We start from the raw sequence: 21,667 nt of genomic DNA, 5'->3' as shown, positions 1-21,667 counted from the left end.
CTCTTGAGCCTCCAGCTCCGGGTTAGCCGTTACCGGATCGAGGATCCGATGGAGATGCCGCCGTCAACGTCGAGGACGATGCCGGTGATGTAGCCGGCGGCTTCACTGGCGAGGAAGGCTGCGGCTTCGGCGATGTCCTCGGGCCTGCCGGTGTGACGCATCGGGACCTTGCTGGTGAGCTTGTCTCGCGCCGGGCCGTTCATCGAGGCGAGCATCGGTGTCTCGATGAGGCCGGGGGCGATGGCGTTGGCGGTGATGCCGTGGCGGGCGCCCTCCAGCGCGAGGGTGCGGGTCATGCCGACGATGCCGGCCTTGGCGGCCACGTAGTTGGTCTGGCCGAAGTTCCCGCGCCATGACATGGAGGAGAAGCTGACGATACGTCCGTAGCCCTGGCGTTTCATGGGGCCGAACGCGGCGCGGGCGCAGTGGAAGCCGCCGGTGAGGCTGACGCCGATGACCGCGTGCCAGTCGTCGTCGGTGATGTCCTCGACGCGGTTGTCGCGGATGATGCCGGCGTTGTTGACCAGCACGTCGAGGCCGCCGAGGTCGGCGGTGACCCCGGTGATCCAGGCATTGACCTGAGCCGAGTCGGTCACGTCCACCACGTCGGTGCGAAGTTTCGCGTCATGGGCGTCGGTGATGGTCCCGGCGGCATCGATGAGGGCTTGTTCGTTGACGTCGGACAGCGCGACGGTGGCGCCCTCGGCGGCGAAGCGGGTTGCCATGGCGAGGCCGAGACCTTGTGCGGCCCCGGTGATGGCGACGACCCGTCCCTGGTAGCGATTCACTTGTGGTCTGCTTTCGTGGTCCGGGGTGCGAGGAAGGCCCGCAGGGCGTCGGCCACGGAGCTTGCCGTCCAGTTGTCGGCGAAGGTGGCCAGTTCCTTGCGCAGGGCCTGCTCGGGGGCGAGGCCGTCGATCCGGTGCAGCAGCGTCTTGAGCCGTTGCTGGGCTGGGCTGTTGCGGTCGGCCAACTGGTGGCAGGCGCGGGTGGCGGTGTCGTCGAGGTCGGCCTCGGGCACGATCGCGTGGATCCAGCCCGTGTGCGCGAACTCGGTGGCGGGCAGCAGTTCGCCGGTGAGCAGGAGCCAACGCGACAGGCCGCGTCCGACCGCACCAGGAAGCCGCACGCTGGACCCGCCGGCCGGTACCAGCCGCCGCTGCAGGTGACCGTCGCCGATGAGCGTGGTGTCGGCGGCGACGACGACGTCGCAGGCCAGCGCGAGTTCGAGGCCCCCGGCGACGGCGTGACCGTGCAGCACGGCGACCCATGGTTTCGGGCTGGCCGCGATGCGGCTGAAGCAGGCCGACACGTCGGCCAGGAAATCGACCGGGTTGTCGCCCCTGTCGTGCAGTTCCAGGAACTGGTGGAAGTCCCCGCCGGCACAGAAGCTCGGCCCGTTGCCTGCCACGGCGATGACCGCTGTGGCGGGGTCGGCCTCGGCGCTGCTGATCTGCTTGTCCAGGGCTTCGACGAGGGAGATGTCGAGGGCGTTGCGCCGATCGGGGCGGTTGAGCAGCAGCCACCGGACGGGGCCGCGTTGCTCGACGAGCAGAGGTTCGGTGTCGGTCAACGGGACTCCGGGGTGGCGAGTTCGGCGCGTCGGCGGCTGCGCAGCAGGTAGCGCTGGGTCTTGCCACTGGGCGTCTTGGGCAGGGCGTCGATGAAGTGGATCGTGCGCGGGTAGGCGTGGGCGGCGTAGCGGGTCTTGACCAGCTGCTGGAGTTCGGTGGCCAGTTGCCGCGAGGCGTCGCCGGCGTCGCGCAGGACGACGTATGCCTCGATGACCTCGCCGCGGACGTCGTCGGGTGCGCCGATGACGCTGCACTCGGCGACGGCGGGGTGCTGGGCGAGGACGCTCTCGATCTCGAACGGGCCGATCCGGTAGCCGGCCATGATGATGACGTCGTCGTCGCGGGAGGAGAAGAAGAAGTCGCCGTCGGCGTCGATGCGTCCGGCGTCGCCCGTGAGGTAATAGCGGCCGTCGGGGGTGAACTTGGCGTCGCTCTGCCCGGGGATCTGGTAGTCGCGGAAGGTCATCAGCGGGCTTTCGGCGACGTCGATCGCGACCCGGCCGAGCACGCCCGGGCCGGCGGGCTCGTCCTTCTCGTCGGCCAGGACGGTGAGGCTCCAGCCGGGCAGAGGCCGGCCCATCGATCCGGCCTTGAGAGGGTGGGCGAGTTCGGGGTGGTGGTGGTTGGCCAAGGGCATCCCGACCTCGGTCTGGCCGAAGTGGTCGTGCACGGCCAGGCCGAGCGCAGCGCCGGCCCACTCATTGACCTCAGGGGTCAGGGGCTCCCCCGCGCTGGACGCCCGTTGAAGCCACAGGCCCCGGGGCACGGGCACCGATGAGGAGCGCAGTCCCCGGTACACGGTCGGGGCGGCGGCGAAGTCGGTGACCTGGTGGTCGACGAGGGTGCGCCAGGTCGTCTCCGGGGAGAACCCGCCGGACAGCAGCAGGCTGGGGATGCCGGCGGCCATCGGAGCGACGATGGCGGAGTACAGCCCGTAGGCCCAGCCTGGATCGGCTGCGCACCAGTAGCTACTGCCCCGGGTGACGCCCAGGCCGTACTCCAGGTAGACCTGCCATCCGGCGATGTAGGAGACGGGGTGGATGACGCCCTTGGGCTTGCCGGTGGTGCCGGAGGTGAACATGTGCACCAGCGGTCCGTCCCCGCTGGTGGTGACGGCGGGGACCGGCTCTGGCGACGCGGCCGCGATGAGGTCGGCCAGCAAGGTGTCACCGCGGGAGGTGCTGGTTCCGGTGACGACGACGCGGCGCTCGGGGTCGTCCGGCATGTCGGGGCCCGGGTCGAGTTTGTGGCGCTGGTCCGGGTCGACGACCACGACGTGCGCGCCTGAGCCTTCCAGGCGCAGGGCGATGGCCTGGGGTGCGAACGCGGTGAACAGCGGGACGTAGACCGCGCCGAGCCGCCAGATCGCGAGGATGACGGTGACCAGGTCGGTGCTCTTGCCCATCAGGGTCGCGACCCTGTCACCGGGACCGACCCCGAGCCCTTGGAGGGCTCGCGCACAGCGGTGGGAGTCCGCGGCGAGCTCTCCGTACGACAGCATGGAAGCCTTGCCGTCACTGTCGACAACGGTGAACGCGACACGGTCCGCGGGGTGCCGGTCGCACAGCAGCAAGGCCGCGTTCAGGGAAGGGGCTGTGAAGGTCGCGTTCAGTTCGGCGACCCGGTCGGCGGCGCTCATCGCTGGTCCTTGCGGTCGATGACCGGCAGGACCAGGCGGCTGGGGTGGTTCGGCCCGTGATGGATCTGGTTGACCGCGGGAATCATCTGCTCCTCGCTCTCACGGGCGATGACACCGCCGGTGTTGGTGTTGCGGTCGTAGCGGGGGAAGTTGCTGCTGGAGACGTCCACGCGGATGCGGTGACCGGGGAGGAACACATTCGAGGTGGCGGTCATGTCGATGGTGATCTCGTAGACCGTGCCGGGCTCCATCAGCTCTTCCGTGGCGAGGCCGCCTCGGTAGCGGGTGCGCAGGATCCCGTCGCACAGGTTGATCGCTTTGCCGTCGGGGAAGACGTCGACGAGCTTGGCGGTGAAGTCGGTGTCCACCGCCGAGGAGGAGACGAACAGGGTGAGGCTGACCGGACCGGTGACCTCGACGGCCTCTTCGAGCACGGGCGTGGCGAAGCACAGGACGTCTTCGCGGCCGGCGACCGTCCGTTGGTCGACCGGACCGCAGAATCCGAATGTCGTCGGCATGGATGCCCCGCCGGCGGTGGGAACCGGGCGGCGCGGGTCGTAGAGGTAGGTGTCGTGCCCGGTGCCGGCCGGTGGATCGGTCGTCAACACGCCGTCGCCGTCTGCTGTGTTGGCGTGTCCGCTGCTCGTCAGGTGGAAGTCGGTCCACAGCGTGTCGGGCAGCGGCCACTCCTGCTCGTCGCGCCACTGGTCGATGCCCATCACGAAGATCTTCACGGGCGCCACGTCGTCCAGAGCGGTGGTGTCGCCGCGCAGCCAGCGGTCGAAGAACTTCACATGCAGACCGGTCAGGCCCAGCATCTGGGCACTGGCCAGCGGGCCGAAGGAGCGGTCGGGATAGACGCCGGTCGTGGCCATGTGATCCCACGGACCGATGATCAGCCGCTGCCCCTCACGCGCCTGTGCACTGCCCGCCTGCCGGCGGGCGGTGGTGTAGGTGCGGACGGTCTGGCCGATGTAGAGGTCGTACCAGCCGCCGATGTTCAGCGCCGGGGCCGTGACGTTCTTGAGCTCGGGGGTGAGCTCCATGGCGTCCCAGTACCCGTCGTGGGAGGGGTGGGCCATCCAGTCGTCCCACCACTTGCCGTACGCCGCCAGAACCGGAACTTCGGCGGTCGGCAGCACGTCGTTGAGAGGCTCGGGGAACAGGACCGCCTGACCGAGCTGCTGCAGCTGGGACAGAGTGTCCTCGCCGGCCGCCAGGGACCGCTGCGCGTCGGCCGCGTACATGATGGCGTTCCACCACGTGACCAGGCTCAGTGAGAGCGCACCTCCCGCGGAGTACCAGGGCGCCTCGTAGTTGTCGATCGAGGTGAAGGTCGGCGCGATGGCTTTGAGGGCGGGGGCGCCAGTGGCGGCGGTTTCCCACTGGACCATCCCGAGGTAGGACGGTCCGTACATGCCCACCGTGCCGTCCGACCACGGCTGCTCGGCGATCCAGGCGACGGTGTCCTCGCCGTCGGCCCGGTCGGCCATGTGGGGAACGAACTCGCCTTCCGAGCGGTGGGTGCCCCGGCAGTCCTGCACCACCAGCGCGTAGCCGGCCTCCACCAGAGTCAGGAGGTCGGGGATGGCTGACTGGCCGAAGCCCATCACGTCTTTGCCGTACGGCAGGCGCACGAGCAGCGCCGGAGCCTCCCCTTCGGCCGGATGCCACACGTTGGCGGCAAGAGCTACGCCGTCACGCATCGGAACCTGGACATCTATGTCGTACAGGTGCTGCATCGGTGCTCCTCGTTGAGCTGATGGCCTTGCCCGGGATGCGGGTACGTTAAGAGGTACGTCCGTACCCTGTCAATTACCAGAGCGGAGGTCGACCTCCCCGCGATTCACCTGCGCGGGCTCCCTGCCCGAACCTGCGGACAGATCGCCCGGCGACGGGAACCCGGCGAGTGCTCCAAGGCCCGCGAGGCATGTCGGTGGGGGGCGCCTCGCGCGGGCTCCTCAATGCCGCCGTGGTCGAGGGGGGCTTCCGAACGGGTGCGGGCCAGGTGGCTGCCGGCTTCGGCCGGGGCCCCGGAGACGACGTCCCGGGTGACAGCGGCAAGACGGCCATCATCGATGCGATCCGCCTGTGCCTGCTGGCGACCGCGGCTGACTTCTACCGCATCACGCGCGACGACTTCCACGTCGGACCGGACGGCCGCGCGGGCACTTTCAAGATCACCTGTGGGTTCAAGGGCCTCACGACGGAGGAGCAAACCGTCTTCCTGAGTTGCTGACCACGGACGATGAGGGCAACGTCGCCCTCTACGTCACCGTCAAGGCGGAGTTGAGGACCCGTTGCGGCCCCACCGCGTCGCGGTGACCACGCGCACCGGCCGCGATGGGCAGGGGCCGGCCCTGGACGGTGCTGCGCGTGAACTGCTGAAAGCCACCTATCTGCGTCCGTTGCGGGATGCCGAGGCGGAGTTGCGCTCCGGCCGGGGATCACGGCTGTCGCAAATCCTGGCCGGCTACCCGGCCATGCGTGCACAAGGTGAGGACGACTTCGACGAGGCGACCGGCAGCGCCTCCACCCTGGTCGGGATCCTGCGCCGCGCGGAACGGCACATCAGCGACAACGAGGCGGTGGCCGCGGCCCGGGACGACATCAACACCGGTTACCTGCAGAAGTTCTCCATCGGCTCGGACGTCCTGCGCGGTGAGATCGGCGTTGCGGGTGATGCCACACTCGCCCGTGCGCTGGAGCGGCTGGAGCTCACGCTGTTCGCGGGCACGGGGGAGTGGACCAGACATGGCCTGGGTTACAACAACGCCCTGTTCATGGCGGCCGAACTGCTCCTGCTCGGCAACAGCGACTTCGCGCCCCTGCTGCTGATCGAGGAACCCGAGCTCACCTCCACCCGCAGCTCCAGACCCGCATCATGGACCTCCTGCGGGATCGCGCCGAGACCGCGAACACAGCGGAGACGCCGCCGGTCCAGTCATCCTCACTACCCACAGCCCCAACCTGGCCTCGGCCACCCCGGTCGAACACCTCACCCTCGTCGCCCGCGGATCGACCTTCCGCCTGGCACCGGGCCTGACCCGGCTCGACGAGGGGGACTACGCCTTCCTTACCCGCTTCCTCGAGGTGACCAGCCAACCTGTTCTTCGCTCGCAGCGTGGCCATCGTCGAGGGCGACGCCGAAGCCATTCTCCTGCCCGCCCTCGCACAGGCGGTCGGCCGGTCGTTCAGCGAATGCGGCGTCAGCGTCGTCAATGTCGGCGGCGTCGGTCTCTTCCGCTACAGCCGGATCCTCCAGCGTGACGGCGAGCAGATACCGGTCACCGTGGCCTGCATCCGGGACCGGGACCTGTTTCCAGCCGGTACCTCCGCGGAGATGCGCAAGAAGCTGAAGTGCTCGGCGGAGATGCTGACCTCGGCCAGTCGACGGGGCGATGTCCGTGCCCGTTTCGAGGAGTCAGCCCACGCCGAAGGTCGGCCGGCGCGCCTTCGGAGGGCTACTGGTTCTTGGCGTTGATGGCGGGCGTGGTGACGACCGTGCGGCCAGTGTCAGCGGCCAGGCAAAGGAGGCCAGCAGCGGTGAAGGCCATGGAGTAGCCGCGGGTCAGAGTGTCGCTCGTCTTGGCGATTCTTGGGGGTACCAGGTCTGATCTGGCCGCTTGAAGAGTCAGATGCTGCGGACTGTTGCCCCGAAGGGCAGTCGTGGCAGCCGATGCTTTCGGTGGAGGATCGTGCCGCTGCGCAGGAAGCGTTGACGACCCCTGCGGATCGACACGCGTGGCTCATCGATCAGTCGGGAGTGTCGGAGGAGTCGACCGGTTCGGAGTCAGTAGCCGGCGCGGACCGCTCGATGTCGTCGTTGGCCGCGGCCCAGCTGGCCAGCAGGTTCAGGGCGTCCTGCGAGGGCGAGGCAGGCTCAGCTGTGTAGGTGAGGAGGACCTGGCTGGGGTCGGCGCCTAGAGGGAAGGTTTCGAAGGGCAGGTCGAGGTCGCCGACGACCGGGTGGTGCAGGAGCTTCACGCCGGTGGCGTGCATTCGGACGTTGTGGGCCGCCCAGCGGCGCCGGAACTCCTCGCTGCGGGTGGACAGCTCCCCGATCAGGTCCGTCAGCCGCCGGTCGTAGAGATCGCGGCCGGCCTCGGCGCGCAGCATGGCGACACAGTCGCCTGCGACCTGGTCCCAGTCGCGGAAGAACTCAATCGCGCGGGGGTCGAGAAAGATGAACCTGGAGTTGTTGGGCGGGCGCACCGGGTCGGCGTAGACCGGGGAGTACAGGGCGTGCCCGAGGTGGTTGGCGGCCAGGATGTCCCCGCGTCCGCTGAGGATGAAGGCGGGGGTGCCGCTCATCGAGTCGAGGACGCGTTGCACCGGGGGCCGCACGCGCTGCTGGGCCGGTCGGCGGCGTGGTGGGCGGGTCGTGCCTGCGCCGCGCAGGAGGTCGAGCAGGTGGATGCGTTCGGCCTCGTCGAGCTGCAGCGCTTGCGCGATGCCGTCGATGATGCTCTCGGAGACTCCGGTGGCGTTGCCGCGCTCCAGCCGGGTGTAGTACTCGCTGGAGATGCCCGCGAGCAGGGCGACCTCCTCGCGGCGCAGTCCAGGGACCCGTCGGCGCTCTCCGCCGTAGACCGGCAGTCCGGCCTGCTCAGGGGTGACCTTGGCCCGTCGCGTGCCCAGGAATTCCCGGATCTCCGCGCGGAAGTCATCACGGATGTCGCGGTTGGTGCCGTTGGGGTCGTTTCTGCCTGCCACGCGCTCCACTCTACGAGCGCTTCCGCCGGGGAGGGGGTCCCTGTCAGTGACCCCCTCATCAGGGACTCCCACACTCCCGTGACAACCGGTTTTGTTGGTGATGCACCGCCTCACGGCGGTGTGAACGGCCCGGATACGGCGCGCTCGCCGCGCCCTCGGCACGCACGGGTCCGCCCCGCCGGGCCCTGTGCCGCACATGTAGAGATCCGAAGAACAGAACCAGAGAAACAGGAAACCCCCCCATGGCATCGAAACTGACTGGCACGGTCGTTCTCGTCACCGGCGCGAGCAGCGGTATCGGCGAGGCCACCGCCCACCAGTTCGCCGAGCACGGCGCGTCCGTGGCTCTGGTGGCTCGGCGCAAGGACAGTCTGGACGGTCTCGCCGCCGAGATCGAGAAGGCCGGCGGCACCGCGCTGGTGGTGGAAGCGGACATCACCGACCGCAGTAGGCCGAGGCCGCCGTCGAGCAGACGGTCGAGTACTTCGGTCGGCTGGACACTCTGGTCAACAACGCCGGCGTGATGCTCCTGGGCCCGGTCGTCGGCGCGGACGCCGAGGAGTGGGAGCGCATGATCGCCGTCAATGTCCAGGGCCTGCTCTACACCACCCGTGCCGCCCTCCCGCACCTGCTCAAGGCCGCCGAGGACGGTCCGCGCCGGGTCGCCGACATCGTCAACATCAGCTCCGTCGCCGGCCGCGTCGCCACGAACGGTCTCGGCGTCTACAACCTCACCAAGTTCGGTGTGAACGGTTTCACCGAGTCCCTGCGCCAGGAAGTCACCCAGCGGCACGTCCGCGTCGGTGTCCTGGAGCCGGGTGGTGTGTACACCGAGCTGGCCTCGCACAACAAGCCCGAGATCCAGGACGCGATGATCACCCCCCCTCCTCGGAGTGGTCGAGTTCCTCGCCCCCGAGGACATCGCCGACGGCGTTGCCTACATGGTCACGCGCCCCCGGCATGCCTCCATCGCCGACCTGTGGATCATGCCCACCGAGTCGGCCTGACGCCGTCCGACCCGCCAGATCCTCCCCTGTCCATCCCTGGCCCGCCGCCGGGACGGGCACGACACATCACCCCCGCACATACCGGGTGCCGGATATGGCGCCTGAAAGGAATTCCTCATGAGCAAGGTCATTCTCGTCACCGGTGCCGGACGCGGTCTGGGCACGGACATCGCCCGCGAGGCCCTGGCCGCCGGGCACCAGGTCGTCGCCACCGGCCGCCGTCCCGAGGAGGTCGAGAAGACCCTGGGCGGGCCGCAGGACAACCTGCTGGTCACCAAGCTGGACGTCACCAGCCTGGACGACGCGGAGTCCGCCGCGCAGGCCGCCGTCGACCGCTTCGGCCGCATCGACGTCCTGATCAACAACGCCGGGTATCTTGTCGCCGGCTACTTCGAGGAGATCTCGCCCGCGCAGATGCGCCAGCAGTTCGAGACCAACCTCTTCGGCCCGATGAACGTCACCCGCGCCGTCCTGCCGATCATGCGCCGCCAGCGCGCCGGGCACATCATCACCATCACCTCGACCGCCGGCCTGGTCGGCATGGAGTTCACCTCCGCCTACGCCGCCTCCAAGTTCGCGGAAGAGGGCTGGATGGAGTCCCTTCGCTACGACGTCGAGCCCTACGGGATCCACACCACAGCCGTGGAGCCTGGCTACTTCCGCACCGAATTCCTCGTGGACGGGTCCCCCACCTGGCCCGAGCTGTCCATCCACGACTACGCCCCGCGCACCGCCCCCAGGATCGAGGGCATCAAGAGCATCAACGGCAAGCAGCCCGGCGACCCCGCCAAGCTCGCCCGCGCCCTGCTCACCATCGCCCAGCAGGAGAAGCCCCTGCAGCGCTTCGTCGCCGGCGCGGACGCCATCGAGGCCGCCGCGGCCAAGGCGAAGGAACTCCTCGCCCAGGCCGAGGCATCCCGCGAACTGGGCGACAACCTCGCCTACGACAACACCCACGCCTGAGAGGGACAACATGCCACTCAAAGGCGAGTACGAGCCGAGCAGGGAGCAGTTCGTACGTGACCATGTGGAGCTGTACGAAAGCTCCGGCGGTACACAGGGAACGACGCTGAGTGTCCTGGTCACACGGGAAGAAGACGAGAAGCTCCGGGACGTGCCCGTCGTCATCCTGACCACCCTGGGCGCGAAGAGCGGCAGGATCCGCAAGTCCCCGGTCATCCGGGTGGAGCACGACGGCTCCTACGCCGTGGTCGCCTCCGCGGGAGGAGCCCCCAAGCACCCGGTCTGGTACCTCAACGCGGTGGCCGACCCCCGAGTCGAACTTCAGGACGGCCCCCTACGCCAGGACATGCTGGCACGCGAGGTGACCGGCAACGAGAAGGCCCTGTGGTGGGCCCGAGCCGTCGAGGCCTTCCCGACCTACGCCGAATACCAGCAGAACACCGACCGCGAAATCCCGGTCCTCGTCCTGGAACCGGCTGCCCAGGAGCACTGACCCGGCACAACCGATTCAGCCTACCGATCCCCGCAGCCTGTCACCGGTGACACCGGCCTGGCCTACGGCCACCCCACGCCTGAGCAATACGCCCCGAAGCACGGTCCGCCGGCTGGTGGCGTACCGCACTGATCACGACACCGACCGGGCCTGACGGCCGTCACGACAAGGAGTACCTGATGAAGCACGTATCACTAGGCGGGCTTGACGTCTCGCGCATGGGCCTGGGAGCCATGACCATGGCCGGTGTCTACACCACGGGCGGAGGGCTCGATGACGCCGAGTCGATCCGCGCCGTCCACCGGGCGCTGGACCTCGGGGTCACCCACATCGACACCGCCGAGATCTACGGCCCCTTCCACAGCGAGGAACTCGTCGGCAAGGCCATCAAGGGCCGACGCGACGACGTCGTCGTGGCGACGAAGTTCGGTCTCGTCTCCCACGCCGGCGACGGCCCCGGCGTCATCGACAGCAGCGCCGACAACGTGAAGACCGCGGTCGAAGGCTCGCTCAAGCGGCTCGGCACCGACCACATCGACCTCTACTACCAGCACCGCGTCGACCCGAACACGCCCATCGAGGAGACCTTCGGCGCGCTGGCCGAGCTGGTCGCCGAGGGCAAGGTGCGCCACATCGGGCTCTCCGAAGCCGGCCCTGAGACGATCCGCCGGGCACACGCCGTGCATCCGGTCGCCGCGCTGCAGACCGAATACTCCCTGTGGACCCGCGACGTCGAGGCCGCAATCCTCCCGCTGCTGCGCGAGCTCGGCATCGGGTTCGTTCCCTACTCGCCGCTCGGGCACGGCCTGCTGACCGGGCAGATCCGCACCGTCGACGACTTCGCCGACGACGACTGGCGCAAGACCAACCCGCGCTTCACCGGCGAGAACTTCCAACGCAACCTGCGCATCGTCGACGAAGTCCAGGCCATCGGCGCCGAGATCGGAGCCACCCCGGGCCAGACCGCGCTGGCATGGCTGCTCACCCGCGGCGACGACATCGCCCCCATCCCCGGAACCCGCCGGGTCTCGCGCGTCGAGGAGAACACCGCCGCCGACGGCATCGAACTCAGCGCCGCTCAGCTCGACCGCCTGAACAACCTCACACCGGCGGCGGGCGAACGCCACGACGAGGCCAACATGGCCAGCATCGACCGCTGACCGCCGGCACCGCTGCGCCCGGCTCAGCCCGCGCTCCTGGACTTCGCGAAGGACTGACGCCCCGGCGAAGTTCCTGACCCGTCACACCCGACCAACCTGCATTTCTTCACCCATTTCACTGATCACTGAAAAGGTTTCTCATCATGTCCAAGGTTCTCCTCGTCGTAGGCCACCCCGACCTGTCCCAGTCGAAGGCCAACGCGGCGCTCGTGGACGCTGTCCGCGATCTGCCCCATGTCACCGTGCACGACCTCTACGCCACCTACCCCGACTTCCAGATCGATGTCGCCGCCGAGCAGGCGCTGCTGGCGGAGCACGATGTGATCGTCTTCCAGCACCCGGTGTTCTGGTACAACACCACCCCGCTGTTCAAGCAGTGGCAGGACAAGGTCCTCACCTTCGGCTGGGCCTTCACCCTCGACGGCTCTGCCTCGCAGCTGGCGGGCAAGAAGGCGGTCGTCGCCGTCACCGCGGGCGTCCCCGCCGACCACTACACCCCCGAAGGCTCGAACAAGGCCACCCTGGAAACCCTCCTCAACAGCTGGGAGGCGACCCTGCGGCTGTGCCAGTTCGACTTCCAGCAGCCGATGGTCAAGGTGTGCGGCACGGCTTTCGGCCTCTCCGACGAGGACCTGGCCACCGCCGCCAAGCAGTACAACGAACTGCTCGCCTCCCTAGCCGCCTGACCGCGCTCTCACCACCGCGGCTGCTTGCCCTCCTCCGTGCTGGGCAGATCGACCTGCTGGGCGAGGAGGCCGTCCCCGTCCTCGCGGGAGTTTGCCAGAGGCCGTCCGAAGCCGGTCGTCATTTCCGCAGGCTTTGCTTCGAGGCCCTGTCGCATGGGGCGTGCGACGGGCTTCTCGACGACGTACCGCAGCTTGTCGGGACCGACGGTGTCCGGCACTCCTGCGCTGTTACTGTCGCGCCATTTCCGGTGATATCGCGTCGCGTTCGGCGAGTACCGCAAGTCCGGGACTTGGACGGTGCGCCGTTCGAGGGGGGATGGGGCAAGAACCATCCAGTTCGCCCGCACCTCTGAGGGCTGGCGGATCGCAGTGTTTGCTCGGTGCGACCAGCCCTGACTGCCGTTCTGCTGCGGCTTATTGGCCACAGCGATGCCGGCTGGCCGCGCCCCAGATGCCGAAGGCCACGCACGGCGTTCGGCAGGACGGCGGCCGACAGCAAGGTGAGCGTGTCAGCGGCGCTACGATCGCGGCGTCGAAGCCCTGCACCGCTCGGGCGGCGATCAAAGATGTTGCCGAGGTAGGCCTCTCCACCGGAGAACACATGGGTGACCCGGCTGATGTCGGCCGGGTGAGGCCGGCTTCCTCGATCGAGCGCAGACCGAGTTCGGTACGGGCCAGGAACACGGCTCGATTGGCCGCTGCCGCCCTGTCAGGGAATCGCCGGACGAAGTCGGCCAGCCTGGCGCCGAGTTCTATCGGACCGTCGGAGGTGATCGCGGGCGGGAACAGTCGGCCCTCAGGGCGGTTCATCTCCTCCAGGTCCGGCAGTAGAGGTCGCGCAGCAGGGAAATCTCGGCGCCGTGATGGATCAGCTCCCTGTTGACGTGCAGGACGATGCCCTCCATGGGAAACCGCTCGGGACCCACCGTGGGCGGATTCTCCAGGTCAGCGTCCGAGAGCTCGCGGACCCCCGCGTTCCATCTCCCATACATCTCATCGAGCTGTTTTAGCGCCTCGTCAGCAGTCCCCGCGTAGGCGAATGTCTGGGAGTCGACGTCCTGGCCGCCGAAGTGCCATCCGACCCGGTAGCCCAGGCAGGAGACGATGATGTGCGCCAGCCGCCAGGCAATCGTGGTCACCGGCGCTGGCACCGGGTCAGGCGACGCGGAGTCCATCGTCCATTCCCCCGAACCTGTCGACATCGGTGCGGCCGACGTGTCACGTGGGCGGATGCTCCAGCAGCCACGTACCGGCTCCCAGAAGTACTCCTCATCGGCAAGACCGTGCAGCCGCGGCCGCAGGTTCTTGTGCCAGTGCCGGTCCAGCTGGTCCGCGATTCGCTCGCTTCTTGTCATTTCCGCACACTACACACAACGGAGACCGGTCCGATTCGAACACGACCACTACCTGAAGATGTGGGCGCTGATCCAGCCCAGGATCGAAGCAAACTTCCTCTTCCTCGATGAAGCCCAGGACACCAACGCCGTCCTGGAACAGGTCTTCGACGCCCGGCGCGACCACCCCCAACTCGTCATGGTCGGCGACTCCGCCAAGGCCATCTATGGCTGGCGAGGTGCCCGCGATGTGATGACCGACTTCGACGCCACCGCTCTCACTCTGACCCGCTCCTTCCGCTTCGGCCCTCTGCTCGCCGAACAAGCCAACCGCTGGCTCGAACAAGAGCGATGGTGTGGCGGCGTGCCCGGGTAAGGGCGACGTACAGGGAACGATGCTCCTCGTCTTCGGGGACGAGGCCGTTGTGCAGCGCTGCCGTATCGTTCTCCTCCAGCCGGACCCCGACGGTGCTCCACTCCTTGCCCTTGGCCTGATGGCACGTCAGGCCAAGGATCAGTTCGGTCAAGGCTGTGGCGGCGACTGCCGTCCTGGGCGAGGGGTGGCAGTCAGGTCGCCGCGGCCGATTCGGCGCGGGAGAGGGCGACGTTGAGTACGACCAGGAGCGCGTCACGGACGGAGCCCGTCTTGCGTGCGTCGAAGACGATCAGCGGGACGTGCTCGGCGATGTCCAGTGCCCACCGCACTTCGTCCAGGTCGTGTTCGACCTCCCCGTCGAACGCGTTGACGGCGACCGCGAAGGGGATGCGCTTGTGCTCGAAGTAGTCCACGGCGGCGTAGCAGTCGTCGAGGCGGCGGGTGTCCACGATGACGAGGGCACCGAGAGCGCCCTCGACCACGTCGTCCCACATGAAGCCGAACCGGTCCTGGCCCGGTGTCCCGAACAGGTACAGCTTCAGGGTCGGGTCGAGCGTGATGCAGCCGAAGTCCAGGGCGACGGTGGTGGTGGTCTTGCCGGGAGTGTGCGTGAGGTCGTCCACGCCTGCCGCGACCTCGGTGATCGCGGCTTCCGTGGTGAGCGGTCGTATCTCTGATATCGAGCCCACGGTGGTGGTCTTGCCGACCCCGAAGCCGCCGGCGATGACCAGCTTGACCGGTAGCGGCGGCTGCTCAGCCGCTGTCGCGGAGTGTGCCCCGTGAGTCGGGGACGGCACGGAGACCATTGATAACCCTTCGCAGTACGGAGATGTCCTGGGCGGTCCGGGCGTTGGGCACGTGGACAGCCAGGTGCCCGGCGGCACACAGGTCCTCGGCGAGCACCCGGACCACGTTGAGGTGCAGTCGCAGGCAGGCGGCCAGTTCCGCCACCGACTGCGGCCGCCGGCAGGCGGCGACGATGTCGTGGTGTTCGAAGGCGAGCGTGCCGAGGACGGAGAGTCCGGCCGAGGTCGACACGATCTGGGTCTCGATCGGGATCGGTGCCGCTGCGCCGCGCCCCGACACCCGCCCGGCGGTGAGCAAGAACGGCCGGACCGCGGGGGCGCGGCCGATCGGCTCCGGCGAGCCGCCCCAAGTGTCCTCTGCTGCCTCATGTGGTCCTTGTCCACCGACGGCCATGACGACGACCTCCTGCCTTGCGGGGATGGGTCAGCCGGCCGGTGTGGAGCCGACGCTGTTCTTCAGCTCCATCACCAGTTGGGGGGTGAGTGCGGCCCCGGCGCGGTTGGCGAAGAGGGTCATCTCGTAGGCGATGTTGCCCAGTTTCGCCTCCTTGGAGGCGACCACACCGAGAACGGCGCCGTTGCCGATGGCCGACACCAGTACATGGCCGCCTTCCAGGTCGATAATGACCTTGTTGAGACCGCCCAGGCTGTAGTTGCCGGAGACGCCTGCGGCGAGACTCGTGATGCCTGACACGATCGCGGCGAGCCTCTCGGAGTCGGCCCTGTCTCGTAGTTGGGAGACGGCGATCAGCAGGCCGTCGGACGACACCGCGATGGCGTCGACGACACCGGCGGTGTCCGTGGCGAAGCGGTCGAGCAACCAGGTGAAGTCGGCCGCCGCGGTTCGCAGGTCGTTGGGCTTCGCCTGTTCGGGGGTGCTGTCACCTGTCGACGTGGTCACTGCCCGTCTCCTTCTGGCCTTCTGGGGTTTCTGGAGTTTCTGGTGTTGCGGTGGTGCCGGATTCGTCAGGGGGCGAGGCAGCGTCCTGTTCCGCCCGGTGTACGGCGGCTTCGAACTCGTCGAGTTCTGAGCGGACGGCTTCGGCGTCGAGAGGCTGTCGCACCGGTGGGATGTTCCGGTCGGCCGCTGGTGTGGTCACGGTGAGCGTTGCGCCCCGGACCCGTCGTCGTAGTGGCCGGGTGGCTGTCGACGAAGGTCCCTCGGGAGTGGTGGTTGTTCCCGCGCCGAGGCGAGGTGGGACACGTCGGGGCAGGTCGCTGTGCGGTGACACGATGGTCGGCCGTCGCTCGGGAACGGCCGTGGTGGCCGGTTCGGCGGCTACGACCGCCGTTCCCTTGCGCCTCGTCGTGCCCATTGCCGTGGTCCCGGTCGGGCTCGTGGCAGCGGGCGGTGTGCCGTCCATGGGGCTCATCGCCAGGAGGAGTACGGAGGGGATCCAGACGGTACTGGTGACACCACCACCCGATGTACGGCTCAGGGTGACGCGAAGTCCGAGGTGGCGGGCGAGGCTACCGACCACGAAGAGGCCGAGCACCTTGGTCGGCACGAGGTCGAGCCGTTCCCGGCGGACGAGGCGGGCGTTCTCCTCGGCGAGGCGTTCCGCGCTCATGCCGAGGCCGTGGTCGATGACCTCGATCAGTGCCCCGCCGTCCTTGGTGACATCAGTGCCGGGCCGCACGACCACCTCGACGGGAGTGTCGGACGGGGAGAAGGAGACCGCGTTCTCCAGCAGTTCGGCGAGCATCAGTGTCAGGTCGCCGATGATGTCGGGGCCCACGGTGATGTCCGTCTCGGACCGCAGGGACACCCGCTGGTATCCCTCGATCCGGCCGAGGCCGGAGCGTATGACGTCAACCAGAGTGGTCGGCCGGGCCTCGACATCCGTTTCGCGGATTCCGGCGAGCAGCATCAGGCTGTCGGCGTTGCGCTGGAGTCGTACGGCGATGTGGTCGATGCGGTAGAGCCGGTCGAGGAGGTCGGGGTCGGTCTCCTCGCGTTCCACGGCATCGATCAGCGACAGCTGGCGGGTGGTCAGATTGCTGACCCGGCGCCCGACGTTGCCGAACATCTCGGCGACGTTGCGGCGGCTCAGTACCTGCCGCTCCAGCAGCGCGGCGCCGGTGACCTGCACATGATTGAAGGCCTCGGCCAGCTCACCGATCTCGTCCCGGACCGGGACCGGAATCGCCTGCGGTCGGAACGGGGCGTCGTCGGCGGACTCGTCGTCCGCGACCCGGGCAAGCTCCTCGTCGACGGCCTCGACCACCTGCTGGGCGGAGCCGGTCAGGGCCATGAGGGGGCGGATCACCGAACGCCGGACCACGACACAGAACGCCAGCCACGCGGTGAAGCCGAGCAGAGCCACACCGAGCATCAACCATGCCTTGCGCAGGGCGTTCGCGGACAGAGAGTCGGCCTGAGCGGCGATCTGGTTGATCAGCGTCCGGGTGATGCCGAGGCGCGCGTCGGCCTGCAGCTCGCCGGCGGCGATCTTCTCGCGCAGTTCCCGCGTGGTCTGCGACTGCAGGGAGCCCGGATCGATCTGGAGCTCCGCGAACTGGGAGGTGATGTCGTTCTGTTCGGCGCCGCGCTCGATGCCGCCCATCCTCAGGACCTGCTCCGGCGTGGCGATACGGCTGAAGCGGTCCGATTGGTAGGTGTAGAGCTCGTGGGCGCCGACCGCGCGGGTGTACTCGGTGAGGGCGTTCGCGTCACGGGTCTGTGCGGAGAACACGGCGCTCTCGAAGGCCGCGTGGGCAGCGTCCGCGCGTAGTGCCGCGTCCAGCAGATTGGTGACCGAGGACTCCGAGGTCGCGGCGAAGCGGTCGAGTCCGATGCCGTCGATGAGGTAGCCGACCGCGGCGGCGTAGGCGGGGTCGATGTTGGCGGCGGGGACATAGTCCCGACCGAGCTTCTCACGCAGGGAGCCGAGGCTGGCGATGTACTCGAGCGCCTGCGTTTCGTCGGCCGGCAGGCTCGACCCGAACGCGGACCGCACGGCCGCGACCCGTTCGTCGGTGGCCTGCTGTGCCTCGCGGTATGCGTTCGTCGACGGCTGGGAGGCCCCGGGGCGGGCCGCCTCGTACTGCACGGACAGCAGGAGTGCCAGCCGGTGTTCGGCCTGTATGTCGTTGATGAGCGCCGCCACCTGCTCACTGTCGCGCACCAGTTCGGCGATCCGGTCGGCGTCGCGGACCTGCTCGATCTGGCCGGTGACGCCGATGCCGAGCAGTACGCCGACGACCGCGATGGGCGCGATGACGAGCACGTTGAGTTTCCGCCGGAAAGGCCACCGGGCGAGAACGGATACCGCCCTCCGGCGGAACGGAGGAGTCCGGTCCCTGCGTCCGGGCGGCGGCTCCACTGTGTTCGTGGGCACGCTGGCCTCCTTCGATGTTCGGGTGAGTAGTGACCGCAGGGTCGTTGCCGCAGGACCGTCAACGACCGGGAAAGGCCCGACGCTCGCACGGTGTCGCCGGGCGTGAGCGATCGGACATGTGGCGTGAACGACGGGATCACGTCATGTGTCCGGATCCGGTCGGTCGGAGACTATCGCCTGTGTGATCGCTTTGAGTCTGTGTGTAATCAAGAATTGATTACGAATTGTTCGTACGCGCCTACTGAGCGGTGCTGCCTCCGTGGAGGGACTGGTCGAGGCCCTGCTACATTCCCACCGCGACAACCCGCCGGGCCGCAGCCCGAGGTGCTGCCGTCGTTGTGATTCCGGCCGTCTGCCGGCTCGTTCTCCTCCCCCCACGCAACCCGTATTCCCTCGTGTCCAGTTGAGGAGATCCCGTGCATCCCACCCGCAAAGCTACGGCGGCAGCCGTCACGTTCCTGGTCCTGGCCACCGCTGCCGCGGGCTGTGACAGCGGTTCGACCACCAACGCGTCCACCGTCGGTTCGCGGGAGCCGGGTTGCCCTGCCGTCCTCGAGGAGGCGAAACAGGCCGTCAAGGAGGCCGAGGACATCAACGCTCCCTGGGGCGGCCCCACCACCGGACCCGAGGCCGTCTCCGGCAAGACCATCGCCTATGTCGCCCAGACCATGACCAACCCCGGTGTCTCCGGAGTCGCCAGGGGCGTTCAGGAAGCGGCGAAGGTCCTCGGCTGGGACGTCCGAACCATCGACGGGCAGGGCACGCCCGCCGGCATCCGGAAGGCCTTCGCCGAGGCCATCGATCTCAAGCCCTCCGGCATCGTCATCGGCGGCTTCGACCCCAAGTCCGTGACCAAGCAGGTCGAGCGGGCCGAGGCCGCAGGCATCCCGCTGATCGGCTGGCACGCCGCGGCCGCCCCTGGCCCCAGCAAGGATCCGAAGCTCTTCAGCAACGTCACCACCAGAGTCGAGGAAGTCGCGGAGATCAGCGCCGACTGGATCATCGCCCGCTCGGGCGGCCGCGCGGGCGTGGTGCTGTTCACCGACGCCTCGATACCGTTCGCCAAGCGGAAGTCCGATCTGATCAAGAAGAAACTCGCCACCTGTTCCGATGTCGAGTTGCTGAGCTACGAGGACATACCCATCCCGGAGGCCAACAGCCGCACCGTCGACAAGGTCTCCTCTCTCCAGTCCCGCTTCGGTGACAGATGGACCTACTCCGCCGCCATCAACGACCTGTACTTCGACCACGCCGCACCAGCGCTGCGCGCTGCCGGTCACAAGGGCGACGGCGCTCCGTTCAACATCGGTGCCGGTGACGGCGACCCGTCAGCCTTTGAGCGGATCAACGGCAAACAGTTCCAGTCCGCCACCGTGCCCGAGCCCCTGTCCGAACAGGGATGGCAGATCATCGACGAGTTCAACCGCGCCTTCGCGGGCGAGCCGGCCAGCGGATATGTCGCCCCTGTCCACATCACCACCGCGGACAACAGCGGCGGTGCACTGTCCTGGGACTCGGAGGGCTACCGTCAGGCCTACCGCAAGATCTGGGACAAATAGGGGCTGGCGAACGGTCGGGGCCGCGGGGGGCAGCAATGCGTGTGACGACCGGCAGCAGGACTCAGTGGCCCAACGCGACCCGTCGGCGTCCCTGAACGATTCCGGTAACAAGGCTGTGAATCGGGGCCGGACGGGTCGGCGGCGTCCTTGATCAGGCCTGCGGGCCCTCGGCCGTGTGACCGTGACACACCCGCCATGCCAGGCGGCAGGCGCCGCTGCAGCCGATCTCCCATCGGTCAGTGGGCTCGGCCCCGCTTCGCGCGGGGGAAGAGGCGTTCGACCGCTGCCACCACTGCGGCACGGCGAGCGGCGAGGGACGGGTCCGCAGCCTGTTCGGCCGCGGCGGCGCCGATCTCGGTCTGTGTCGCCCACGTGGTGGCGAGCTGGTTGACCAGGGCGAGGACGTCGACCGGATCCCAGGCGGGATCGAGTTGTCCCGCTTGCTGTGCCTGGCGCAATTGGTCGAGCTTGCGGGCGATGGTCGCCAGGATTGGGTCGTCGTGGTCGGGAGTGGTGTCTGCGAGTTCGAGGCGTCCCCAGGTGATCAGGCGGTGGTGGTCGGGGCGGGCGACGGTGAAGTGGTCGAAGAGACGACCCGCGTAGCCGGGCAGATCGGCCGGGTCCATGGGGGTGGCCTCCGCGACCAGGGCCAGTTCACGTGCGGAGACATGCGCGTAGAGCGCTTCCTTGCCGCGGAAGTACGCGTAGACGCGTTCCTTGCTGGTCCTGGCCTGTTTGGCGATGCGGTCCACCCGGGCGCCGGCGATTCCGTGGCGGGCGAACTCGTCCCTGGCGGCGGTGACGATCCGCTCACGGGTCGAGTCGGCGCCCTCCGGGGCAGCGGGCTCCGCGGTCTGGTCGGCGGCGGTGGTGGGGCGAGGCATACGACCAGGATAAGCGGCCGAACTGCTTGGTTTGGCGTTGCGGTGACTGACGCCTAGACTCAAACCAAACAGGTTGGTTTGGTGCTGGCTTGTCTGGCACCTGCATAGGGAGAGAACTCATGCACCATCGCGACCTGGGCTCACAGGGCCTGCGCGTGTCCGCGCTCGGCCTCGGCACCATGGGGATGACCCTCGCCTACGGCTCCTCGGACGATGGGGAGAGCACCGCCACCATCCGTCGTGCCCACGAGCTGGGGATCGACTTCTTCGACACCGCCGAGCTGTACGGCGCCGGCAGTGGCAGCAACGAGATCCTGCTCGGCAAGGCGGTCAAGGACTTTCGTGACGAGGTGGTCCTGGCCACCAAGTTCGGCTTCGACATGGCCGCGCAGCCATTCGGCTCCGGTTTCGACAGCCGCCCGGAGAACATCCGCAAGGTCGCAGAGAACAGCCTGCGCTATCTGCGGACGGACCACATCGACCTCTTCTACCAGCACGTCTCCGACCCCGACGTTCCGGTCGAGGAGGTCGCGGGCGTCGTCGGCGAACTGATCGCCGAGGGCAAGGTGAAGTACTTCGGTGTGAGCAACGTCGGCCCGCAGTACATCCGTCGCGCCCACGCGGTCACCCCGGTCTCGGTCCTGCAGTACGAGTACTCGATCTTCGAGCGGGAGGTGGAGGAGAAGATCCTGCCGGTCCTGCGCGAACTGGGTATCGGCCTGGTGCCCTACTCCCCGCTCGGGCGCGGCTTCCTCACTGGTGTGGTCAAGCCCGCCGCAGAGTACCCCGCGGACGACATGCGCAGCTGGGACGAGCGCTGGCAGGGCGAGAACTACACCTACAACCTGCGCGCCACGCAGCAGCTCAAACAATTCGCCATGGCCAAGGGCATCACCCCTGCCCAGCTCGCCCTGGCCTGGCTGCTCGCCCAGGGTGACGACGTGGTTCCGATCCCCGGTACCCGCAACGCCGACCGCCTGGAGGAGAACGCCGGCGCCGCCGACGTCGTACTCACCGACGCCGACCTCAAACACATCACGCAGGTCCTTCCCCAGGGCTCGGCGGGAAGCCGATACCCGGCCGCCATGTTGTCCAACTTCTCAACCGCCTGACGCAGAAGCACTCGTAT

The 21,667-nt window shown here is 68.3% G+C and carries 22 protein-coding genes and 2 pseudogenes; 11 read left to right on the top strand and 13 right to left on the bottom strand.

Going from position 1 to position 21,667, the window contains the following annotated elements; translation table 11 throughout:
* Window positions 1–29 precede the first annotated feature (29 nt).
* Genes SGFS_RS04740 through SGFS_RS04725 form a run of 4 tightly spaced genes read right to left on the bottom strand, consistent with a single transcriptional unit; the run spans window position 30 to window position 4,955 of the window.
* Window positions 30–788, bottom strand: coding sequence for an SDR family oxidoreductase (locus SGFS_RS04740; RefSeq protein ID WP_286247843.1), 759 nt, complete (start codon window positions 786–788; stop codon window positions 30–32).
* Window positions 785–1,573: an enoyl-CoA hydratase/isomerase family protein gene (locus SGFS_RS04735; protein WP_286247842.1), complete on the bottom strand. Its 789-nt coding sequence runs from the start codon at window positions 1,571–1,573 to the stop codon at window positions 785–787. The genes SGFS_RS04740 and SGFS_RS04735 overlap by 4 nt, the downstream gene beginning before the upstream one ends.
* On the bottom strand, window positions 1,570–3,213 hold the full coding sequence (locus tag SGFS_RS04730; RefSeq protein WP_286247841.1) for an AMP-binding protein: 1,644 nt from the start codon (window positions 3,211–3,213) through the stop codon (window positions 1,570–1,572). The genes SGFS_RS04735 and SGFS_RS04730 overlap by 4 nt, the downstream gene beginning before the upstream one ends.
* On the bottom strand, window positions 3,210–4,955 hold the full coding sequence (locus SGFS_RS04725; protein ID WP_286247840.1) for a CocE/NonD family hydrolase: 1,746 nt from the start codon (window positions 4,953–4,955) through the stop codon (window positions 3,210–3,212). The genes SGFS_RS04730 and SGFS_RS04725 overlap by 4 nt, the downstream gene beginning before the upstream one ends.
* A gap of 188 nt (window positions 4,956–5,143) precedes the next feature.
* On the opposite strand from SGFS_RS04725, the gene SGFS_RS04720 reads away from it, so the two are divergent.
* Entirely contained in the window at window positions 5,144–5,452 is a 309-nt protein-coding gene (locus tag SGFS_RS04720; RefSeq protein WP_286247839.1) for a hypothetical protein, read from the top strand.
* Between the two features lie 867 nt (window positions 5,453–6,319).
* Window positions 6,320–6,697 carry a TOPRIM nucleotidyl transferase/hydrolase domain-containing protein gene (locus tag SGFS_RS04715; RefSeq protein WP_350284077.1) on the top strand — a complete coding sequence of 126 codons (378 nt, stop codon included), beginning with the start codon at window positions 6,320–6,322 and terminating at the stop codon, window positions 6,695–6,697.
* 272 nt (window positions 6,698–6,969) lie between these two features.
* Here SGFS_RS04715 and SGFS_RS04710 read toward each other — a convergent pair whose 3' ends face one another.
* Window positions 6,970–7,929: a helix-turn-helix domain-containing protein gene (locus tag SGFS_RS04710; RefSeq protein ID WP_286247837.1), complete on the bottom strand. Its 960-nt coding sequence runs from the start codon at window positions 7,927–7,929 to the stop codon at window positions 6,970–6,972.
* A gap of 242 nt (window positions 7,930–8,171) precedes the next feature.
* On the opposite strand from SGFS_RS04710, the gene SGFS_RS51295 reads away from it, so the two are divergent.
* The 6 genes and pseudogenes from SGFS_RS51295 (at window position 8,172) to SGFS_RS04685 (ending at window position 12,238) form a co-directional block, all read left to right on the top strand.
* Complete coding sequence (locus tag SGFS_RS51295) at window positions 8,172–8,453, top strand: SDR family NAD(P)-dependent oxidoreductase (RefSeq protein WP_350283972.1); 282 nt, start codon at window positions 8,172–8,174, stop codon at window positions 8,451–8,453.
* A pseudogene (locus SGFS_RS51290) lies at window positions 8,423–8,740 on the top strand (SDR family NAD(P)-dependent oxidoreductase); the annotation flags it as partial. The gene SGFS_RS51295 and the pseudogene SGFS_RS51290, both read left to right, overlap by 31 nt.
* Window positions 8,741–9,053: 313 nt before the next feature.
* The gene (locus SGFS_RS04700; RefSeq protein ID WP_286247836.1) at window positions 9,054–9,899 is read left to right on the top strand and encodes an SDR family oxidoreductase; all 846 of its coding nucleotides are present in this window, start codon (window positions 9,054–9,056) and stop codon (window positions 9,897–9,899) included.
* Between the two features lie 10 nt (window positions 9,900–9,909).
* Entirely contained in the window at window positions 9,910–10,392 is a 483-nt protein-coding gene (locus SGFS_RS04695) for a nitroreductase family deazaflavin-dependent oxidoreductase (RefSeq protein ID WP_286247835.1), read from the top strand.
* A 179-nt stretch (window positions 10,393–10,571) separates the two neighbouring features.
* A complete protein-coding gene (locus SGFS_RS04690; protein WP_286247834.1) occupies window positions 10,572–11,552 on the top strand; it encodes an aldo/keto reductase in 981 nt (326 codons plus the stop codon).
* A gap of 143 nt (window positions 11,553–11,695) precedes the next feature.
* The gene (locus SGFS_RS04685; RefSeq protein WP_286247833.1) at window positions 11,696–12,238 is read left to right on the top strand and encodes an NAD(P)H-dependent oxidoreductase; all 543 of its coding nucleotides are present in this window, start codon (window positions 11,696–11,698) and stop codon (window positions 12,236–12,238) included.
* A gap of 8 nt (window positions 12,239–12,246) precedes the next feature.
* On the opposite strand, the gene SGFS_RS04680 is transcribed toward SGFS_RS04685, so the two are convergent.
* Entirely contained in the window at window positions 12,247–12,456 is a 210-nt protein-coding gene (locus SGFS_RS04680; protein WP_286247832.1) for a hypothetical protein, read from the bottom strand.
* Window positions 12,457–13,044: 588 nt separating this feature from the next.
* Window positions 13,045–13,593: a DinB family protein gene (locus tag SGFS_RS04675; protein ID WP_286247831.1), complete on the bottom strand. Its 549-nt coding sequence runs from the start codon at window positions 13,591–13,593 to the stop codon at window positions 13,045–13,047.
* 28 nt (window positions 13,594–13,621) lie between these two features.
* Here SGFS_RS04675 and SGFS_RS04670 point away from each other — a divergent pair.
* A pseudogene (locus tag SGFS_RS04670) lies at window positions 13,622–13,912 on the top strand (UvrD-helicase domain-containing protein); the annotation flags it as partial.
* On the opposite strand, the gene SGFS_RS51285 reads toward SGFS_RS04670, so the two are convergent.
* From SGFS_RS51285 to SGFS_RS04650, 5 genes are read right to left on the bottom strand one after another with little or no spacing between them, the layout of a single operon-like run.
* The gene (locus SGFS_RS51285) at window positions 13,851–14,204 is read right to left on the bottom strand and encodes an ATP-binding domain-containing protein (RefSeq protein ID WP_350283971.1); all 354 of its coding nucleotides are present in this window, start codon (window positions 14,202–14,204) and stop codon (window positions 13,851–13,853) included. The pseudogene SGFS_RS04670 and the gene SGFS_RS51285 sit on opposite strands and share 62 nt — an antisense overlap.
* The gene (locus tag SGFS_RS04665; protein ID WP_286247830.1) at window positions 14,140–14,754 is read right to left on the bottom strand and encodes a GTP-binding protein; all 615 of its coding nucleotides are present in this window, start codon (window positions 14,752–14,754) and stop codon (window positions 14,140–14,142) included. The genes SGFS_RS51285 and SGFS_RS04665 overlap by 65 nt, the downstream gene beginning before the upstream one ends.
* Window positions 14,702–15,148, bottom strand: coding sequence for a DUF742 domain-containing protein (locus tag SGFS_RS04660; protein ID WP_286247829.1), 447 nt, complete (start codon window positions 15,146–15,148; stop codon window positions 14,702–14,704). The genes SGFS_RS04665 and SGFS_RS04660 overlap by 53 nt, the downstream gene beginning before the upstream one ends.
* A 30-nt stretch (window positions 15,149–15,178) precedes the next feature.
* On the bottom strand, window positions 15,179–15,655 hold the full coding sequence (locus SGFS_RS04655) for a roadblock/LC7 domain-containing protein (RefSeq protein WP_286247828.1): 477 nt from the start codon (window positions 15,653–15,655) through the stop codon (window positions 15,179–15,181).
* On the bottom strand, window positions 15,636–18,095 hold the full coding sequence (locus SGFS_RS04650; protein ID WP_286247827.1) for a sensor histidine kinase: 2,460 nt from the start codon (window positions 18,093–18,095) through the stop codon (window positions 15,636–15,638). Before SGFS_RS04650 ends, SGFS_RS04655 begins: the two co-directional genes overlap by 20 nt.
* Window positions 18,096–18,511: 416 nt before the next feature.
* On the opposite strand from SGFS_RS04650, the gene SGFS_RS04645 reads away from it, so the two are divergent.
* Window positions 18,512–19,654 carry a substrate-binding domain-containing protein gene (locus tag SGFS_RS04645; RefSeq protein ID WP_286247826.1) on the top strand — a complete coding sequence of 381 codons (1,143 nt, stop codon included), beginning with the start codon at window positions 18,512–18,514 and terminating at the stop codon, window positions 19,652–19,654.
* A 236-nt stretch (window positions 19,655–19,890) separates the two neighbouring features.
* On the opposite strand, the gene SGFS_RS04640 is transcribed toward SGFS_RS04645, so the two are convergent.
* The gene (locus tag SGFS_RS04640; RefSeq protein ID WP_286247825.1) at window positions 19,891–20,538 is read right to left on the bottom strand and encodes a TetR family transcriptional regulator; all 648 of its coding nucleotides are present in this window, start codon (window positions 20,536–20,538) and stop codon (window positions 19,891–19,893) included.
* A 119-nt stretch (window positions 20,539–20,657) separates the two neighbouring features.
* On the opposite strand from SGFS_RS04640, the gene SGFS_RS04635 reads away from it, so the two are divergent.
* Window positions 20,658–21,650, top strand: coding sequence for an aldo/keto reductase (locus tag SGFS_RS04635; protein WP_286247824.1), 993 nt, complete (start codon window positions 20,658–20,660; stop codon window positions 21,648–21,650).
* Window positions 21,651–21,667 lie beyond the last annotated feature (17 nt).

The organism is Streptomyces graminofaciens, from assembly GCF_030294945.1.
GTDB classification, from domain to species: Bacteria; Actinomycetota; Actinomycetes; order Streptomycetales; family Streptomycetaceae; genus Streptomyces; species Streptomyces graminofaciens.
Note: the sequence above shows the minus strand (reverse complement) of the source record. Positions and strands in the feature narration are given on the sequence as shown.

What these genes read in the sequence shown, in the direction of transcription:
- SGFS_RS04730 (WP_286247841.1), bottom strand. Translation starts at nt 3,213, where the DNA reads ATGAGCGCCGCCGACCGGGTCGCCGAACTGAACGCGACCTTCACAGCC.
- SGFS_RS04725 (WP_286247840.1), bottom strand. Translation starts at nt 4,955, where the DNA reads ATGCAGCACCTGTACGACATAGATGTCCAGGTTCCGATGCGTGACGGC.
- SGFS_RS04720 (WP_286247839.1), top strand. Translation starts at nt 5,144, where the DNA reads ATGTCGGTGGGGGGCGCCTCGCGCGGGCTCCTCAATGCCGCCGTGGTC.
- SGFS_RS51295 (WP_350283972.1), top strand. Translation starts at nt 8,172, where the DNA reads ATGGCATCGAAACTGACTGGCACGGTCGTTCTCGTCACCGGCGCGAGC.
- SGFS_RS04700 (WP_286247836.1), top strand. Translation starts at nt 9,054, where the DNA reads ATGAGCAAGGTCATTCTCGTCACCGGTGCCGGACGCGGTCTGGGCACG.
- SGFS_RS04695 (WP_286247835.1), top strand. Translation starts at nt 9,910, where the DNA reads ATGCCACTCAAAGGCGAGTACGAGCCGAGCAGGGAGCAGTTCGTACGT.
- SGFS_RS04690 (WP_286247834.1), top strand. Translation starts at nt 10,572, where the DNA reads ATGAAGCACGTATCACTAGGCGGGCTTGACGTCTCGCGCATGGGCCTG.
- SGFS_RS04685 (WP_286247833.1), top strand. Translation starts at nt 11,696, where the DNA reads ATGTCCAAGGTTCTCCTCGTCGTAGGCCACCCCGACCTGTCCCAGTCG.
- SGFS_RS04675 (WP_286247831.1), bottom strand. Translation starts at nt 13,593, where the DNA reads ATGACAAGAAGCGAGCGAATCGCGGACCAGCTGGACCGGCACTGGCAC.
- SGFS_RS04665 (WP_286247830.1), bottom strand. Translation starts at nt 14,754, where the DNA reads ATGGTCTCCGTGCCGTCCCCGACTCACGGGGCACACTCCGCGACAGCG.
- SGFS_RS04660 (WP_286247829.1), bottom strand. Translation starts at nt 15,148, where the DNA reads ATGGCCGTCGGTGGACAAGGACCACATGAGGCAGCAGAGGACACTTGG.
- SGFS_RS04640 (WP_286247825.1), bottom strand. Translation starts at nt 20,538, where the DNA reads ATGCCTCGCCCCACCACCGCCGCCGACCAGACCGCGGAGCCCGCTGCC.
- SGFS_RS04635 (WP_286247824.1), top strand. Translation starts at nt 20,658, where the DNA reads ATGCACCATCGCGACCTGGGCTCACAGGGCCTGCGCGTGTCCGCGCTC.